This is a genomic window from Planococcus chinensis, from assembly GCF_020071995.1.
Taxonomy (GTDB): Bacteria; Bacillota; Bacilli; order Bacillales_A; family Planococcaceae; genus Planococcus; species Planococcus chinensis_A.
In genome coordinates, this window is the sequence record NZ_JABWTK010000002.1 from 488,190 (window position 1) to 506,143 (window position 17,954).

17 protein-coding genes are annotated in these 17,954 nt (G+C 48.0%); 1 reads left to right on the plus strand and 16 read right to left on the minus strand.

Translation table 11 applies throughout. From position 1 onward, the window contains the following. Positions 1–27: 27 nt before the first annotated feature. From HU147_RS05375 to HU147_RS05385, 3 genes are all read right to left on the minus strand, one after another. Positions 28–813, minus strand: coding sequence for an ABC transporter ATP-binding protein (locus HU147_RS05375; protein ID WP_224075268.1), 786 nt, complete (start codon positions 811–813; stop codon positions 28–30). A gap of 342 nt (positions 814–1,155) precedes the next feature. Then, positions 1,156–2,955, minus strand: a complete 1,800-nt coding sequence (locus HU147_RS05380) for a M3 family oligoendopeptidase (RefSeq protein WP_224075269.1) — start codon at positions 2,953–2,955, stop codon at positions 1,156–1,158. Positions 2,956–3,117: 162 nt separating this feature from the next. Further along, entirely contained in the window at positions 3,118–3,675 is a 558-nt protein-coding gene (locus HU147_RS05385; RefSeq protein ID WP_224075270.1) for an S-layer homology domain-containing protein, read from the minus strand. 300 nt (positions 3,676–3,975) lie between these two features. Between HU147_RS05385 and HU147_RS05390 the strand changes: the two genes are divergently transcribed. Next, on the plus strand, positions 3,976–4,737 hold the full coding sequence (locus HU147_RS05390; RefSeq protein WP_224075271.1) for a neutral zinc metallopeptidase: 762 nt from the start codon (positions 3,976–3,978) through the stop codon (positions 4,735–4,737). A 46-nt stretch (positions 4,738–4,783) separates the two neighbouring features. Here HU147_RS05390 and nagB read toward each other — a convergent pair whose 3' ends face one another. From nagB to HU147_RS05455, 13 genes are all read right to left on the minus strand, one after another. Beyond that, positions 4,784–5,521: a glucosamine-6-phosphate deaminase gene (gene nagB, locus HU147_RS05395; protein WP_224075304.1), complete on the minus strand. Its 738-nt coding sequence runs from the start codon at positions 5,519–5,521 to the stop codon at positions 4,784–4,786. A gap of 18 nt (positions 5,522–5,539) precedes the next feature. Further along, positions 5,540–6,469 carry a MurR/RpiR family transcriptional regulator gene (locus HU147_RS05400; protein WP_317985489.1) on the minus strand — a complete coding sequence of 310 codons (930 nt, stop codon included), beginning with the start codon at positions 6,467–6,469 and terminating at the stop codon, positions 5,540–5,542. A gap of 45 nt (positions 6,470–6,514) precedes the next feature. After that, positions 6,515–7,423, minus strand: a complete 909-nt coding sequence (locus HU147_RS05405) for an ROK family protein (protein WP_224075272.1) — start codon at positions 7,421–7,423, stop codon at positions 6,515–6,517. A 77-nt stretch (positions 7,424–7,500) separates the two neighbouring features. Then, on the minus strand, positions 7,501–9,174 hold the full coding sequence (locus HU147_RS05410; protein ID WP_224075273.1) for an FAD-binding protein: 1,674 nt from the start codon (positions 9,172–9,174) through the stop codon (positions 7,501–7,503). Between the two features lie 17 nt (positions 9,175–9,191). Next, complete coding sequence (locus HU147_RS05415) at positions 9,192–10,697, minus strand: sodium:solute symporter (protein WP_224075274.1); 1,506 nt, start codon at positions 10,695–10,697, stop codon at positions 9,192–9,194. A 21-nt stretch (positions 10,698–10,718) separates the two neighbouring features. Beyond that, positions 10,719–11,585: an N-acetylneuraminate lyase gene (locus tag HU147_RS05420; RefSeq protein ID WP_224075275.1), complete on the minus strand. Its 867-nt coding sequence runs from the start codon at positions 11,583–11,585 to the stop codon at positions 10,719–10,721. A 19-nt stretch (positions 11,586–11,604) separates the two neighbouring features. Next, positions 11,605–12,297 (minus strand): N-acetylmannosamine-6-phosphate 2-epimerase, encoded by a 693-nt coding sequence (locus HU147_RS05425; protein WP_224075276.1) that lies wholly within the window; start codon positions 12,295–12,297, stop codon positions 11,605–11,607. 801 nt (positions 12,298–13,098) lie between these two features. Beyond that, a complete protein-coding gene (locus HU147_RS05430) occupies positions 13,099–13,638 on the minus strand; it encodes a DUF2179 domain-containing protein (protein ID WP_224075277.1) in 540 nt (179 codons plus the stop codon). Positions 13,639–13,822: 184 nt separating this feature from the next. Continuing rightward, complete coding sequence (locus HU147_RS05435; RefSeq protein ID WP_224075278.1) at positions 13,823–14,170, minus strand: hypothetical protein; 348 nt, start codon at positions 14,168–14,170, stop codon at positions 13,823–13,825. A gap of 242 nt (positions 14,171–14,412) precedes the next feature. Then, positions 14,413–15,237, minus strand: a complete 825-nt coding sequence (locus HU147_RS05440) for a PGN_0703 family putative restriction endonuclease (protein WP_224075279.1) — start codon at positions 15,235–15,237, stop codon at positions 14,413–14,415. 80 nt (positions 15,238–15,317) lie between these two features. Further along, positions 15,318–16,040, minus strand: a complete 723-nt coding sequence (locus tag HU147_RS05445; RefSeq protein WP_224075280.1) for an amino acid ABC transporter ATP-binding protein — start codon at positions 16,038–16,040, stop codon at positions 15,318–15,320. After that, the gene (locus tag HU147_RS05450; RefSeq protein ID WP_224075281.1) at positions 16,037–16,693 is read right to left on the minus strand and encodes an amino acid ABC transporter permease; all 657 of its coding nucleotides are present in this window, start codon (positions 16,691–16,693) and stop codon (positions 16,037–16,039) included. The genes HU147_RS05445 and HU147_RS05450 overlap by 4 nt, the downstream gene beginning before the upstream one ends. Positions 16,694–16,789: 96 nt before the next feature. Continuing rightward, positions 16,790–17,614, minus strand: coding sequence for a transporter substrate-binding domain-containing protein (locus HU147_RS05455; RefSeq protein WP_224075282.1), 825 nt, complete (start codon positions 17,612–17,614; stop codon positions 16,790–16,792). Positions 17,615–17,954: the final 340 nt, after the last annotated feature.

Sequence of the window (17,954 nt, forward strand, 5' to 3'; positions counted from 1 at the left end):
GACGTCTGGTCCCGGGTTTTTCAGCATCTAATTTTTCAATTTTGACAACAGCGGCCTCCCCTGGTTCCAGCCCACTTCCACCGGCATTCCGAAAAATGCCGAAAGCCCTTCACTCGTCACGAGTTCGTCCGTATTGCCGGAAGCGAATACGGCTCCGTCTTTCAGCAGCAGGGTTTTATTGAACACCGGCAAAATCTCTTCGATATGATGCGTGACATAAATGATCGTCGGCGCATCCGGTTTCTTTGCAATGCCTTCAATCGCTTCAAGCAACATTTCCCGGGCAATAAAATCAAGTCCGTTGGTCGGCTCATCAAGCACCAATAGCGCAGGGTCTGCCATCAACGCACGCCCGATCAGCACCCGCTGGCGCTCCCCGTGCGACAAGGTTTCGTATTTCCGGTTTGCATACTCCAGGCAGCCGAGCTCTTTTAATATCTCTACGCCTTTTCGGTCAATCGCTTCGGTCGTCTCTTCATACAGCCCGATTGATGCATAGGCGCCGCTCAACACCACTTCATAGGCATTGTCGTGCGGGCTGATTTTTTGCTGCAGCGACGATGACACAAAGCCGATCTGTTTGCGCAGCTTCTCGGACAGATAAGTTTTGCCGAACTCCAATCCAAGGACACTCACTTTCCCTTCCGTCGGGAACATATAGGCGTTAATCAAATCGAGAAGCGAGGTCTTGCCGGCGCCGTTCAGTCCGTACAGCACCCAGTGCTCCCCTTTTTCCACTTGCCAGTTCACCTTGTCCAGCACAGTATTGCCGTCCCGGCGGCGTGTAACATTTTCCAGTTCCAATACTTTCATCGTAGTGCCCCTTTCTGTTAAAAACCTTTGAAACAGATCAAAATCCGATTGGAAAAGCCCTTCGCTAAAGCGAAGGCCTCCTAAAACCCAACCCGCTTTTTGCTCAGGCAAAAACCATCGGCCTAAATCTTTATCGGTGTTTCCAACTATCTCTATCGATGTTTTTCCGACTTTTATCGAAGTTTTTAAACTTTCTATCGAAGTTTTTTCGGTTTCTATCGAAGTTTTCAAGTTTTCTATCGAAGTTCCCCCAAATCCGGCAGCCAATTCTCCGCTTTTCAATTCACCGAATAAGTAAACGCCGCCTACAGAATCAATCCGATTCTGCAGGCGGCGAAACTTTTACTTCACTGCAACTTCCGTCAGTTTCAAAAACTCCTCCACGTCTTTTACACACACCGCAATCGCGTCTTCCCAGAAAGCCGCGTCTTCCAGATCAACACCCAAATGTTTCTGCGCCAGCCCTTCCACGGTCATGCGTCCCGTATCCCGCAGCAGCGCATTATAGGATTCCTCAAAAACGCCTTCGGCCTCCTGCGCCTTTGCGTAGATGCCTTGGCTGAAAAGATAGCCGAATGTATACGGGAAGTTGTAAAACGGCACACCTGTGATATGGAAATGCAGCGTCGAGGCCCAAAACGTCGGACTGTAGCCGGCAAGTTCTTCGGCATATGCTTCTTTTTGTGCTTCCACTGCCAGCTCATTCAAGCGCTCCACTGACACAGCCCCGCTTTTCCGCTCTTCGTAAAAACGCTTTTCGAACAGGAAACGGGAATGGATGTTCATAAAGAACGCGATGCTTCGCTTGATCTTATCTTCCAAAAGTGCAATTTTTTCTTCATCGGAAGAGGCATTTTTAACCGCCGCATCCGATACGACCATTTCAGCAAATGTCGAAGCGGTTTCAGCCACGTTCATAGCGTAGCGCTGGTTGAGCGCTTCCGTATCGTTCATGACGTGCTGGTGATAGGCGTGCCCCAATTCGTGCGCCAGCGTGGAAATATTTGTAGCCGATCCCGAGAACGTCATAAAGATGCGGGTCTGCTCGCTGTCCGGGAAACTGGTGCAGAAACCGCCAGGACGTTTGCCGGCCCGGTCTTCCGCTTCAATCCATCGCTTTTCAAACGCCATCTTTGAAAACTCGGCCATTTTTGGGCTGAACTTGCCGAACTGCTCCAGGATAAACGCCGCCGCTTCATCGTACGTCACTTGTTGGGTTGACTTCGTCAGCGGCGCATTCACATCGTGCCATTCCAATTTCTCAAGGCCCAGAAGTTCCGCTTTCCGCCTCAAATACTGAATGAAGGGCGCTTTTTGCCCGGCGATGGCTTCCCACATGGTGTCCAAAGTTTTCTCGCTCATGCGGTTCAATTCGAGCGGTTCTTTCAAGACATTGTCCCAGCCGCGGTGCTTATAAGTCTGTAGGCGGAAGCCGGCGAGGTTATTCAAGGTTTCAGCGAAGAGATCCGCATCCTCCTGCCAGGCTGCGCTGATTTTGCCGGATACTTCTTTGCGCGCTTTGCGGTCAGGCGTACTTAATCGGTTTGCGGCCTGTCCCATCGACAGTTTTTTCACTTTGCCGTCTTCTATGTGTTCAATGCTCATTTTGCCTACCAGGCTTGCATACATCTGGTTCCAGGCCGCGTAGCCGTTTACAGACAAATCATTGATCAGGATTTCCTGTTCAAGCGGCAGTTTTTCTTTCGCTTGCGCACGGCGTTCATTCAGTACAAAAGCAAGCGGCTCTAAGCTTGGCTGTTCGAGCATGCCTTCCCATACCGCGTCTTCCACTTGCAAAAACTTCTGGTCAAGCTTTGCCATGACCGACGCAAATGCAGCGCCCAGTTCACTCCGTTTCCCTGAAACAATTTTCGCATCATGGTCGGTGATGTCTTGAGCTGTCAGGCAGCTTGCAAACGCCCCGATTTCACGAAGCTGTTTGGTGGCGCTATCCAGCAGTTCCAAAGACAGCGACAAGTCCTGCACTTTTTCCGGTGAATCCGGCGGAGCAAAAGCATCCACCAATTCTTTTAATTCGGTAAGATTTGCTTCGAATTTTCCTATGTACGTTTGCAATTCCGGCGAAGTGCTGCCGCCTTTGAAGATGGAGTCCAAATCCCATGTCAGTTCATATTGAGCCATCTGTTTTTCTCTCCCCTTTGTTTACCAGTATCTCTTTATACTAGTTTAAAAATTCTCGCAATTCAAGTTATTGCGAAGCTCTTCACTTGAAAATCCGCTTTGGTAACTTACAGCACCAAAAAGCCGTTCCCAAAAAAAGATGAGAGCGGCTCCTTTGTCTTCTCAACGTATATCGATGTCCGATGCCCGGATTAAAAATCTGGAAAAATCGGCTTGTGTAATCGGCTCATCAGGTTTGAATGTGCTGTCCGGATAGCCATCAATCATCCTGTTCTTCGCTAGAGCCGAAATATAGTCTTTTGCCCAAGACGAAGAAACATCTGAGAAATGTCCATTGTCATTCCCACCCGGTTTATAAGCAACTACTAAAACTTTTGCCATCTCTTCGCGGGTAAGCTGTTGTTCAGGCTTAAAAGAACCATTCCCGTAACCATGGAACAGCCCCGATTTCGTTACAGCAGCGATGTAATTCTTGGCCCAATGAGATGAACGCACGTCCTGATAAGGAGGATCTGCTTCAGGAACCGGCAATTCGAGTGCTGCCGCAAACTGTTTCGCAGCCTCTGCACGTGTAATGTAGATTTTTAATATGAGGCTGCCGTTTTCATCTCCGACAGAAGCTTCTGCTTCCGGTGCAACAACTGAATAGACGGGTGAGTGCCAGTATAGAACAACAATGGGAATTAAGAGAATGACGATTCTGCGGGCTTGCGTCTTCATCAAAAGCCACTCCTTGAGTACCGGCAAAAACACTGCCGATGATGGCCATGCTTCTCGGAATTCCTGGCTACTTCCACTCAATCTTTCGACAGGGCACCTTTACTTATTAAATAAATGAATGGCCTCCTTCCTTTTAGAATTCCGAATGAAGAATTTCGCTGCACATCTATGTACGAACCAGTAAATCAAATTACTATTATTTTAACACAAATTTAATATTTTTATAGATTAATTCAAAATATTCTGATAACATATTTTTATACCTTACCAGACATTCTATTCATCAGGAGATGCATACACATGAAAAAAATAGCCAAATTTCTATTTGTCCTTTCGTTCTCTTTCTTCCTAGCCGGGTGGGCGCATTTGGAAAACTCAGCAACAGCTGCCCCTCATCCCAATTTTGTAAAAGACTTGCCGCCAGATCATTCGATGCAAGACTACCTCTTTTATTTGGCAGAAGACATCGATGCATTCTGGTCGCCAATTATGGTCGGGGACGGTTATGCCGACCCTGCCGTTACGTATTCCTTCCCCGCTCCCGGCGTGCCGGTTGCCACCAATTGTGCGATTGAAGAGCCGGCAGATTTCCCAGCACAAGCCTTTTACTGCGGCTTCGACGACCAGATTGTCATGACCCAGGAAATGGCGCGGCAATTATGGGACGGCACCTACCGGACCAATTACGAGGCCCCTGTCACATACAAGGCCGGCGACTTTTCCGTCGCTTTCGTGATGGCGCATGAATATGCCCATAACCTGCAAACTGAACTTGGCTGGCTGCCAGTTTACGAAGAAGAAGAACCGCTGGCCACATCCCGGAGCCTTGAGTTGAATGCTGACTGCCTGGCCGGTGTCTGGGCGCGTTCCGTCAATGACCGCGGCCTTCTCGATGCGAGTGATCTCAACGAAGCGAAACGGACCTTAACCGACCTCGGACAGGACCCGAATGATCCGAATCCGACACACGGTACGCCGCAGGAACGGACCGAAGCGTTTCTCCTCGGCTATAACAGCGGCACGGCTCCGAGTTGCGACCCTTATTTATTGAATCCATATTAAGAAAGAACCGTGTGCCGGCTCCTCGATGAGCCAGTACACGGTTCTTTTATGATTTAGACAAGGAAGGCTCAAGCGCCAGTTCATCCGCAATGATGGTTACATCCGGATGCGTCTGCAGGATCGATGCCGGAAAATCTTCCGTTACCTTACTATTTAACAAGCGGTGCAGTGCTTCCGCTTTTTGTTTGCCGGATACCAGCAAGAGGATTTTTTTGCTCGCCATAATCGAGGCAATCCCCATGCTGATCGCTTGCGTCGGCACTTCTTCAATCCCTGAGAAAAACCGGGCATTGGCGCGGCGCGTCGACTGCGAAAGCTCCACTATATGCGTCCGGCTTGAGAACGGTGTTCCCGGTTCGTTAAAGCCGATATGGCCATTCAAACCAAGGCCGAGCACCTGGATGTCGATGCCGCCCGCTTCCTCAATCTGCTTTTCGTATGCCAGGCAATCCTGCTCCAAATCCTCAGAATGACCGTCCGGAAGATGAACCTGGTCCGCTCTAAGGTCGACATGGTCAAACAGCTTTTCCTTCATATATTGATGATAGCTGTTCACGTCGTCTTTTTTCAGCCCGACGTACTCATCCAGATTGAACGTCGTCACGTCCTGAAAAGACACCTTGCCTTGTTCGTATTCCTCTATTAAACAGCTATACAATTTTTCCGGTGTTGATCCGGTCGCCAGTCCGATGACCGGATTCTGGTTCTCCCGAATATGGTCCACAAGCATGGAACACGCTTTTTTGCTCATTTCCTCGTAGTTATCCACTTTGACAAGTTGCAATTTTTCCACCTCGATCGATTAATATAATTTGCTTGCAATATGCTCCGTGATTTCCCGCTTTACGCTATCGGCGCTTTCAAAATTGTTCATCGTAAGACCCGTGCAAATCAAATCAATCAAATACAATTGGGCAATTTTCGATACAAGCGATCCGCTGTCCAAAGGGCTTTCTTTTGCTGATGACAACAGGATATGGTCGGCGTATTTCGTCAACGGCGATTTCACATAAGTCGTCAGCGCGATGACGGTCGCTTTCTTTTCTTTGGCGATTTTCACCGCATCGACGATGTCTTTCGTGCTTCCCGTCAAACTGATGGCAACCACCACCGAATTTTCATTGAGTGACGATGCCCGCATGATCTGAAAATGCGAGTCGGTGATTACGCTGACGTGTTTGCCGATGCGCATCAAGCGGTTTTGCATGTCGAGCCCGGCAATGCCGGATGAACCAATGCCGAAAATAACGACGTCCGGTGAATCGTTGATGGCTTGGATGCACTTTTCCAAAGTTTCAGCGTCGACGACGTCCGATGTATCATCGACCGCCTGGATGATATTGTTGCGGATGCGGTAAATAAAGGACTCGTCGTTTTCGGAGTGATCCGCTGCCGGTACTTCCTGGGCGAATAGGAACTTAAAGTCCTGGAACCCTTTAAAACCGAGTTTGCGGAAAAAGCGCAAAACAGTCGCTTCTGCAACGCCGCTCAGCTCCGACAATTCCGTCAATGAATGGTAGAGGACCTGGTTCGGGTTCGACAGGATGTATTCATAAATTTTGTGTTCGGATTTCGTGAAGTTATGCTTGTGCTGTTCCATTAATAGGGAAGGTTTCGGTCCAGCAATCGTTTTCGAATCCATTTTATGGCCCCCAATCTGTGAAGTAGATAAACGGTTAAACAGCTCCACTTTTCTGCGGTTTTCTCTGCTGTTCAACTCCAGATTTAACATTTCATATTTTATATACGCTTTGAATTAAAATTTCAATTCAACTACTTACTCAAGCTCATACTCATCCAAAAACTTCTTAGCGGCACCGAGCAGATTCGAATTGTTGTCGTGTTCGGCCATTTTGATCTGGAGGGATTGCCGGTGATTCGGCATGATTTTCTTTTCCAAAGAAGACAGGATGGCTTGCTGCAGGAAATCGCCTTGAGCGGAGATGCCGCCGCCGATGACGATAAGTTCCGGGTTAAACAGATGAACGAGTGTCTGTAGGCCGGTTGTGAGGTCATCCAGCCAATGTTCAAAAAGCTGGACGGCGTCCTGGTCCCCGCTTTTCACTCTTTCAAAAAATTCCTTTAGGTCTTGCCCTTCCCCGAATCGTGCGTTTACCAGCCTCTGTAGCGCCGAGCTCGAGGCATATTGCTCGTAGCAGCCTCTTTGTCCGCATGTGCATGGTTGGCCGTTCGGGTACAAATTGATATGCCCGATTTCTCCGGCGGAAAAACGGGCGCCTGTATAAAGTTCACCGTTTAAAAACAAAGCGCCGCCGATGCCGGTCCCGATGGTCACACACAGAAAGTCTTTCGTTCCTCTGGCCGCCCCTTTCCAGTATTCCCCGAGGGCAGTGCAGTTGACGTCGTTTTCCGCTTGGACCGGCAGGCCGGTATGCGCGGAAATCCGTTGAGCAAGTTCAGTACCAGTATAGCCCGGCAAAGTGTCGGTTGCAAAAACGACCCGGCCATTGACGTTGTCGATCTGGCCGGCGGAGCTGATGGAGATGCCGTCCAGCTGAACTTTTCCCATCAACTCATCACAAAGGCGCTGCACTTTTGCGACGAGCGCTTCTCCGCCTTTAGCCGCTTCTGTCGGAACCGACCCATGAAATAAAAACGCACCCTCTTCATCCACCGCTGCATATTTGACGAAAGTGCCGCCAATATCAATTACACCAAGCTGCATGTGATGCTCCCCTTTTCGTTATGAATAAAAAGAGAAAAACCGCGTCGATGGGCTTTTCTCTTTTTGATTGCTTCTCTTTATTGGTTCAGGAATTCAAAAGACAGAGTTCCTGGTTTCGTTTCTGTGATAAACAGCCGTTTTGCGAATTCCGGATTTTCCTGCGGATGGTCTTCCCGGTAATGCGCACCGCGGCTTTCTTTCCGCTCAAGCATCGCCTGCAGCAGAAGCTGCGACAGTTTCAAGAAGTTCTTTGCCTTGATTGCCAGTTTCCGTGTGGCTTGCTGTTTGAAAAAGCTGGCGAGATCGAGCCCGTTTTCCAAAGCGTTGATTTCTTCCATAGCCGCAAGCAGCTGTTGTTCCGAACGGACAACGTTGCCGGCATACCACATGATTTCGCGGACTTTGTCGACCGCCGCGTTGACTGCTTCCGCATCCGTGCAATTGCCTCGCGAGTCAAACAGCTGCTCCAACTGGACTTCAGCTTCCTCTAGCCCAATTTCGTACGGTTCCACTCTTTGCAAATAGCGGGAACAATCAGCGGCTGCCCGTTTCCCAAACACCATGCAGGCGCCCGTCGAATTGCCTCCGAGGCGGTTCGCACCTTCAATATTGCAGGAGAGTTCACCGATGGCATAAAGCCCGGGGACGCCGGAGCGTCCGTACGGATCGATGTAGACGCCGCCGTTGCTGGCATGCGCGAACGGCGCAATCCGGACTTCGTCCTCCACTAAATGGACGCCGTTTTCTTTCAGCCAATTCAAGTATACCGTATAAAACTCTTCGCCGTTTTCGTAGAGCTCCGGATCATACAACAGCTTAAAGCCTTGTTCGCTGCGGGTCTTGATGATTTCTTTCATCATCGCGATGTCCACCCATTTCGACTCGAGCGAATCGGTGAACGGGCCGTGTCCGCTGCGGATTTCCAGGCATTCTTTTCGGGACAGCCCTTCTGGAAGTGCCGGATCGAGCAAGCTTTCTCCGCTGTCTTTTACAATATCCCGGCAGTACATCAACGTGTGTTCGCCGAATAAGGTTTTGTAGCGCGGGGTCGTAATGCCCGGGATAAACTGGATGAACTCCATATTGACAAGGCTCGCCCCGGCTTCAAGCGCCAACACATGGCCCGAACCGTCCACATCGTTCGGGTTCAGGTTGTGCTTGTACAGACTGCCGAAGCCGCCGGTCGCCAAAACAACCGCTTTGCATTCGACCGCAATCACTTCATTGTCCCGGTCGAGGAGGAGCGCACCTACAATGCGTTTTTCCTGCTGAATCAACGAAATGACTACTGTCCGTTCCATGACGTTCAGCTTTTCATAGCCGGCAAAGATCTTCATGACGTTTTCCCGGATGCCGTCCCAGTTGCTGAGCAAATAAATGTCCCGTGGATATTCGGCAAAGCAGGCTTTCCGCTCGCCTTCCAATTTTTTCGAAATGACGCCAATGTCGCTGTATTCTTTGACACGCTCCGCAATTTCCTCGACGTACACTTCGGCAAGGTCCTGCCGGTGCATCCCCCGGCTCGAAGTTTCGATATCCGCCATAAACACCTGTTTATCGCTTTGGTCTTTTGTCACCTGTGTGCCAAGCGACGCTTTTAGCGGATAAAAGCTCGAACCGGAAGCCAGCTTCATTTTCGTCACCATCAATACTTCGTGATTTTGGTCCGCCAGTTCTTTCGCCGCTTTGATGCCGGCCAAACCGCTTCCCACAACCAATACATCCGTCTTGATTTTTCGGTTAATGCGCACAGCTGATTCTCCTATTTTCAAAGAGTTGATTTATTGTAATCGAAGAACGTAAGGCCTTCCTTGCCGTCTTCCTCTTCGTCTTTTTTCGCAAATAGCAAACTGAATCCATAGCCAAAGACAATCGATGCCACCAAGTTAATGATGGAATACGCCCAAAGCGTGATGTCGGTGAAGTACGAAATATAAATCGCGACAGCTGTAGTCGCAACAAATCCGAGCATCGCACCTTTTGAATTCGCTTTCTTTGTCATGATGCCCAATGTAAACGTACCGCCGATGATGCCGAGCGCAAGGCCCATCAAGCCGTTAAACCAGGAATACGCAGAGCCGACATCTGAATAAGCAAGAACGATTGCGAATGCGATAGAGAAAATTCCGACCACAGCCGATACGGTCCGCGCCATTTTCGTACTCTTTTCATCGCTCATATCTTTTCTCAAGACTTTTTGGATATCCAAAGTCCAGCTTGTCGCTACACTATTCAATCCCGTCGAAAGCGTCGACTGTCCCGCTGCGAACAATCCGGCAATCAATAATCCGGATACCCCTGCAGGCAATTCACTGACGATAAAGTTCGCAAAGATCAAATCGGATTTCCCGGTCGGCAAAACGCCGCCTTTTTGAAGGTAAAATACATACAACGCCGTACCGATCAAGAAGAACAAGGTCGCTGTTCCAAGTGAAAGGAATCCGTTCAAATACGTCATTTTATTCATTTCCTTCAAATCGTCGGTGCTCAAATAGCGCTGCACCATGTCCTGGCTGGAAATATACGAGAATAACGTAGAGAAACCAGCCCCAAGGAAAATGATAAACAAACTGTTATTGACCAGGTTTGCATCAAAAATGGCTACATCGCTGAAGAATTTCTGATCGGACATGCCGACATTCAGCACTTCGCCGAGGCCGCCGTTGATTGAGAACAACAGAACGATCAAAGCGAAGATTCCGCCGCCGATCAACACGACGCCTTGGATAAAGTCGGTCCAAAGCACGGATTTCAAGCCGCCGAACGATGAATAAATCGTCGCGATCACACCCATGAACAAGATGATGACAACGGTATTAATCCCTGTCACCGCAGCCAGCGCAATCGCCGGCAAGTACATGATGATCGACATACGGCCGATCTGGTACACGATAAACAGCAAGCTTCCCAAAATCCGCATGCGTTTATCGAATCGTCTTTCCAAATATTCATAAGCCGTATCCAAGTTCAATTTCCGGTAAACCGGAAGGAAGAAGTAGATGGCCGCCGGAACTGCGATAAACAGCCCAAGTTGTGCCACCCATAATTCCCATGTGCCGGCGTAGGAATTCCCGGCAAGCGACAAGAACGAAATCGGGCTCAGGAGTGTGGCAAACAAACTGACCGACGTCACCCACCATGGAATCGAGCCATCCCCTTTAAAGAACTCCTTGCCTTTCATTTCCTTTTTGGCAACGGCAATCCCGATATACAAAATGAACAACAAGTACGCAAATAATATGACATAATCAATGAACGCAAATTTCCCCGCCATACATATCCCCCCTATGGATGATTACAGATATTTTTCCGCGATGCTTCTCGCTTTTAGTAGTTTTTCTTCCGACAACTGCTTCATTGGTTTGCGCACGTATCCCGCATGGACGCCTTGTGTTTCAAGCATTTCCTTGATCGTCTGGTACAAGCCGTTTTCAAGGATTTCTGAAATCAAATCGTTCGTCACTTTCTGGATTTCGCGTGCTTCGTCAATGCGGCCGCTTTGCGCCAAAGTGAAGATCTGCTTCGCGCGTTTGCCGTTGACATTGAACGTACTGCCGATGGCGCCGTCCACATTCAAGACGCTCGCCGACAACAGCATTTCGTCAAAGCCCGAGTAGATCAATTTGTCCGGGTAAGCATGGCGCAGGCGCTCGAGCAAATAGAAGTCCGGTGCCGTGAATTTCACGCCGATGATTTTTTCGTTTTCAAACAGCTCGCCGAACTGCTCGAGGTTCATGCTGACACCGGTAAGCGCCGGAATCGAATAAATGATCAGCTTTGTGTCAACGCCTTCAAGAATCGTGTTGTAGTAATCTTTGATTTCCTCGAAATCGAATTTGTAGTAGAACGGCGTCACCGCTGAAATGGCATCATAGCCAAGGTCCGTCACGAATTTCGCCAACTCCGCTGCTTCGTCGACATTCAGTGAACCGACTTGCGCCATCAATTTCACTTTGTCGCCGACTTCGTCTTTCACGATTTGGAAAATCTGTTTTTTCTGTTCGGTCGAAATGAGGAAGTTTTCTCCTGTGCTGCCGTTGACGTACAAGCCGTCAACTTCTGAAACTTCAATATTGTAGCGGACGATTTCCCGCAAGCCCTGCTCGTTTATGTTTCCTTGCTCATCAAATGAGCACATCAATGCTGTGTATAAACCTTTCATGTCGTCACCTGTCCCTTTCTTATTGGGTGTTGCTGATTTTTTCCTGGATGGCATTTACAAATTTCTCCGTGATCAATTGCGGGCGGGTGATAGCGCTTCCAACCACGACCGCATGAGCCCCGAGTTCCAACGCTTTTTTGGCTTTTTCCGGTGTATCGAAATTCCCTTCGGCAATTACCGGCACCGATACGACTTCAACCATCTGTTCAAGCAGTTCGAGTGGAACCGTTCCTTCGGAATACGGCGTATAGCCTCCTAAGGTCGGGGCTACGATATCGACGCCCGCCTGTTCAGCGGCAATCGCTTCGTCCAAGGTTGAAACATCCGCCATGAACAGCTGCTCCGGATATTTCGCTTTCACTTCCGAAAAGAATTGCTCGAACGTCTTGCCGTCCGGCCGTTGCTGTTTCGTCGCATCAAATGCGATGATGTCGACGCCTTCTTCGTGCAGCGCTTCTACTTCTTTCATTGTCGGCGTGATGTAGACGTTGCATTCTGGATAATCCTGCTTGATGATTCCGATAATCGGCAAATCGACCTCTTTCTTGATTGCCTGGATATCCTTCACCGTATTGGCCCGGATGCCGGAAGCTCCGCCTTGTCTGGCGGCCAGCGCCATTTTGCCCATGATGTACGGGTCATGAAGCGGTTCGTCCTCCAATGCCTGACAGGAAACGATTAATTTCTTGCTGATTTGTTCTAAAACCGTCATGCGAAAACTCCCCATCTCTTTGTAATGATCGATGCTCTTGCTGCTAGCAGCCGAATACCGAACCGGCCTCCTTTTCTTTTTTGAATATTTTATTAATCGAACTATATCATTTTGACAATTAACTTTCAATATTAAATTTAAAAATGATTATTTATTTTCATTTTTCTTTAAAAAGCTAAGCTATTCCTCCTAACTCGAGAACCCTTTAATGCAGAAGCGCTATTGCCGCCAGCATCCAATATCTACAACAAATGCTAAAAACGCCTTTTGCGGCCTGATTGCTTTTTGCCGGTCGGGCTCGCGAAGAGCTTTCCATTCTATCCTTTGAACTTCTTATAGAGTTTCGAAAAAGAAACTTCGATAGAAAATTGAATAACTTCGATAGAAAGCTAGGAAACACTGATAGAAATACGAAAAACTTCGGTAGAAATTAAAAAAACTTCGATAGAACTCACAAGAAACTGCCTTAAAGATTTTAGACTGATTGCATTTTGCCCAGGCAAAATGCGCTTTGGGTTTAGGGCCCTTCGCTTCAGCGAAGGGCTTTCCATTTATTCCTTTGACCTGAATGCGCCATTTTGAGGAATGCAGATAGAAATCCAAGAAACGCCGATAAGAACTTTAAAAACCCTGATAGAAAACCGAATAACTTCGATAGAAACTGAAAAAACACCGATAGAACCCGCCAAAAACACGGATAAGAATTTTCTGCCCGCTTCACCCAAGTCTTGCACACCCTTTAAAAACAAAAAAACTGCCGGAACTCTTCTCGAGTTCCGGCAGCTTTCCCCTCTTCTTCAATTACCGATGCGTCATCGTTCTGCCTCTTACGGTACGGATCCAGAACCCGCCGTGGATTGTCTTTGAATCGTTGGCAACCACAAAGGCTTGCGGCTCCAGTTCTTTGATCGTCTGGTACAGTTTCAGTTCGCGTTTTTTCGGCGTCAAAATCTGCAGCGAACGGCGTGGTCCTTCGTGGCCGTTCGTCTCCCAGTCCGTCACCCCGTAGCCTTTTTCACGCAATTGCTTTGACAAGTGATCGGAGTTTTCCGGTGACACTACCGTCGCGGTGACATAGCCGAGTGAAATTTTGTCTTCGATCATCGAACCGACAATCACACCTGCCCCGAAACCGACCGCATACGAAATCAAGTTCTGAATTTCCGAAATGTTCTCGAGTACGAGCCCAAGACCTAAAATATTGATGATGACTTCAATAATTGACAAGCCCGCAGCGAGATAGCGGTACCCTTTCATCATCAATATCATCCGGACCGTCGACAAGGTCACATAGACGATGCTGATCAGGAAAATAATGATGACCAATACGATAGGATTCATGCCCAAAGTAAAACCTTCTTCCTAATAGTTTATATTTTCCATTTTTATTTTTAGGATATGTTACTTTTCCCCGTCAAAATGGAATTAAACATATCAGATTTTTGTTTAGATAGAATGTTCTTCATAACAAAAAAAGAGCCCTTTCCATGAAATCGGCTGATTTCACTGGATAGGGCTCTTCACTTTATACCGTCTGATTCCGCTTCGGATGAGGCTGCGTAATATCCACCGCATACACTTTGATGCGGTTGACCATCAAATCGCGGATGCCGTAAATCGGCCGCTCGTTTGCCTGCACTTCGCTGATATACGCATTCATCTGGTCCTGCAAATAAACGCCGATCGGCTTGTCTTTGTATTCCTCGCCGAGACTGCTGCTGTCCGCCGCCGTCCGGAACGAAGTTTCAAAATACAAATTCGACACCTCCAACGCTTTTAATGTTTCGCCATCCATATGTACGCCTACCACTTCATAATAATTCCCGTACTCATCTCTTACCAAGTCGTTCGCTTTGATGTTTTGCATACTCAAATTGATCCTCTCCCTTCACGGACTACTTCGACATGCGCCAAAGGAATCCTTCCTTTAATACATTACCTATTTGGATAGCAGGTGAAACATGAAAAGCCGCTTTCTTCAATTACATAGAAGAAGCAGCGCTTTTTCATTTCACTTTGCTTAGGCCACAACATAAACTCTCTCGCTTCGGCGAATTAAAATGGACCAGTCCCCCATTTACCCGCTACCTCTTGACTCCACCTTTGCACTGAACATCAAATTGGAAAATACTTATCTTCGAATTCCCGGTAATGATGAACCAGTTTACCAGGCACTTGCAGATTGGACTTCAAGTGGATCTTTAAATCCTTCAGCAAATTTTCCCACGTCACCATTCGAATGCTTCCCTGTAATTCCGGCACCACCACATGGTCCATCACCTGGCGATATTCCAGCTGCAGGCTTTTATTGTTCTCCGGACAGATAAACACGACAATTCGGTTCCCGTCCGGTTTTCCGTAAGCAATCTGCTGCAGCATTTGATGATTCTTCAACAAAGCCGTGTACTCTTCCGCGCTCGGCTGGATTTCACCGGCCAGTATTTTCTGATGTACTTTCTGGTACTGCTTCTCGTACTGGTCTTCGTCTGGGGCATGGCCAAAACTGTTTTCCGTATATTTGACTTCAAAAAATATGTCTCTGCCGGATTTCAATTTCAAGTAAAAGTCAAAAGTGGTCTGTTCCCCTTCGCCCATCATTTTTTCAAACTGGAACGACTCCACTTCTTCCCCTTCCATCCCTAGAACCTTAAGCAACAAGGGCCATTGCCCTTCCGCAATAAACGGGTAAAAAAAGTTGACGCAAACAGCCTGTGAGGAATTCAAATAATGAAAAGAAGGATGGAGCTGGATGCCTTCCGCTTCAATAAATTTGCCTGTTTCCGTTCTGTACGGGCTGAGAAAATTCAATTCCCGCCGGTTAGCCGGCAAGATATAATGATAATCCATCTCGCCTCCCCTCCATTTCTTTGGGCGGGTCACCGCCAGCTTCTTTACTTTATAATTTGATAAATGGGCTTTCACTAATTGTTCGTACGTCATGTGGTCTCATCCCCTAAATCATCAATTCTCTTTTAGCCGATCCACGGTCTACAAATGCTTCTTTAAAACGTGTCAACCTCCTACAAAACCTTGCTCAAAAACAATTGCGTCCGTGGATGCTGCGGACGTGTAAACAATTCCAGCGGCGTGTTTTCTTCGACGATATAGCCGCCGTCCATAAACAGCACACGGTCGCCGACTTCCCGGGCAAAGCCCATTTCGTGCGTCACGACAATCATCGTCATGCCTTCCAGTGCCAGCTGCTTCATGACTTCCAGCACTTCACCGACCGTTTCCGGATCGAGCGCAGACGTCGGTTCATCAAACAGCATGATTTTCGGATCCATTGCCAAAGCTCGGGCGATCGCCACCCGCTGTTTTTGGCCGCCTGACAGGGAATCCGGATACACATTGGCTTTTTCCGCCAAGCCGACTTTCTTCAGCAACGCCAACGCTTTTTCCTTCGCCGCTTTGCCGTCCATGCCTTTCACTTTGACCGGGGACATCGTGATGTTCTCCAGCACTGTGCGGTGCGGGAACAAATTGAATTGCTGGAACACCATGCCGACATCGGTGCGGATTTTGTTGATGTTCGTCTTTTTATTGGTGATGTCGACGCCTTCGATATAGACATGGCCGTCGGTGATCGATTCCAGCAAATTGATGCAGCGCAGGAACGTCGACTTGCCGGAACCCGACGGCCCGATGACAACGACCACTTCCTGCGGTCTAATCTCTACACTAATGTCTTTCAAAACTTCGTTTTCCCCGAATGTTTTCTTTAAGTTCTCGACTCGAATCATTCTGTCGCCAACCTCTTTTCTATACGGTCTAAAATAAAGCTCATGGATAAGGTCAAAATCAAGTAAATGAGTGCCGCCGTCAAATACGGCTCCCAAATCTTATAGTATTGCCCCTGGAATGCCCGCCCCCAGTACATCAATTCCGGCACCGTGATGACGGCGAGCAGCGAGGAGTCCTTCAGCAGCACGATAAATTCGTTGCCGAGCGGCGGAATCATCCGTTTGACCGCCTGCGGCAAAATCACATAGCGCATCGCCTGGAGATGCGTCTGGCCAAGCGAACGCGCAGCCTCCATCTGCCCACGGTCGATTGACTGGATCCCGGCACGGAAAATCTCCGCAATATAGGCAGATGCATTTAGCGTCAGCGCCACCACCCCCGCGACAATGGCACTCGTCTGTCCGATTACGAGCGGAATTAACCCGAAATGGATCAGCAAAATCTGCACAAACAACGGCGTTCCGCGGAAGAACGTAATGAACAAAATAAACGGAAATGCTAATAGCTTATTCTTCAGCATTTTCCCGACGCCGATCAGCAAACCCAAAATGGTGCCGAACAAAATGCCAAGAAGGGAAACCCCGATCGTATACAAAGTCCCTTCCAGGAAAAAAGGCAAGTAATCCCTGATTAAATCAAAACGAAAATCCATAAACTGTCCTCTCTTTCCCATTCTCCATGAATTTTCTTACAAAAATTGCGTAACACTAGTCACTAGAGTTACGCAATTCCTCTTCCATCCATTTGCTTATTGTTGGGCTTTTAACGTCTCGATATCCGGTTGTGCACCGAACCATTGCTCATAAATTTCCGCATACTTTCCGCTTTCAAATACAGCGTTGATGGCTTCGTCGATTTCAGGCTTCAAGTCGCTGCCTTTTGGGAACAGCACGCCGTAAAATTCATCCGCAAAGCTGTCATCTTCCACTGCTTTCAAGTTTTGTTCCGGATTCATCTTCGTATAGTATTCAACAATCGTGTTGTCCGCAATGACAGCATCCGCACCGCCTGCCAATAACTCCTGAATCGCCAAGTTGTTGTCCGCGAACTTCAAGATATCGCGGCTGTTTTCGCCGACGATCTTCTCTGCCACTTCCTGTCCGGTCGAACCGTTCAACACGGCAATTTTCTTGCCTTTCAAGTCGGCGCCGCTTGCTACATCGCTGTCTTTAGGCACCAAGATTTTATTGGTAGAAAGATAATAAGGCACAGAAAAATCATAGGTCTCTTTGCGTTCGTCATTGATCGTAATCGAAGAAACCGCCATATCTGCCGTTTTCCCTTCGATTTCCGCAAAAATCGGATCCCAGCCAATCACTTCAATATTCGGCTCATAACCCGCTTCTGCAACAATCGCTTTTGCAAAATCTACGCCGAAACCGACCACTTTGCCGCCGTCCATATATTCCATCGGTGCATAGGCGCCGTCCGTTACAATGCGCAGCGTTTTCTTTTCCTTGCCGCCCGACTCTCCATTGGCTGCATTGCTTTCCGGTTCATTCGATCCGCACGCAGCCAAAAACATGGCTAAAACCAACATCAGCAAAAACCCTAGCTTCGACAATTTCCCCATAATGACTCCCCTTTTATGCGTTTTTTTAAAATATGCCGGCCCGAATAAGCGCGGCACCGCCTTCTGAAGTGGATAGACCGCTCAGAAGTTTTCCGTCGTCCCCCTATCTTAGGGATGAAAGGTTAAATAAAGGTTAAGAAGTCTGAATAAAAAGTAATTTTAAAACAAAAGTTTGAGACAAAAGAAAAAGGCCGTTCCAACACACTGGAACGGCTAGACTAACATAATTAAATGGGACAATATAAAACACCTTCGAGATGGTACACTTTTAATAAGTACACAAATCGGAGGTGTTTTTGCATGAGCAAAAACGTATATTCAAGCGAAATTAAATGGGCTG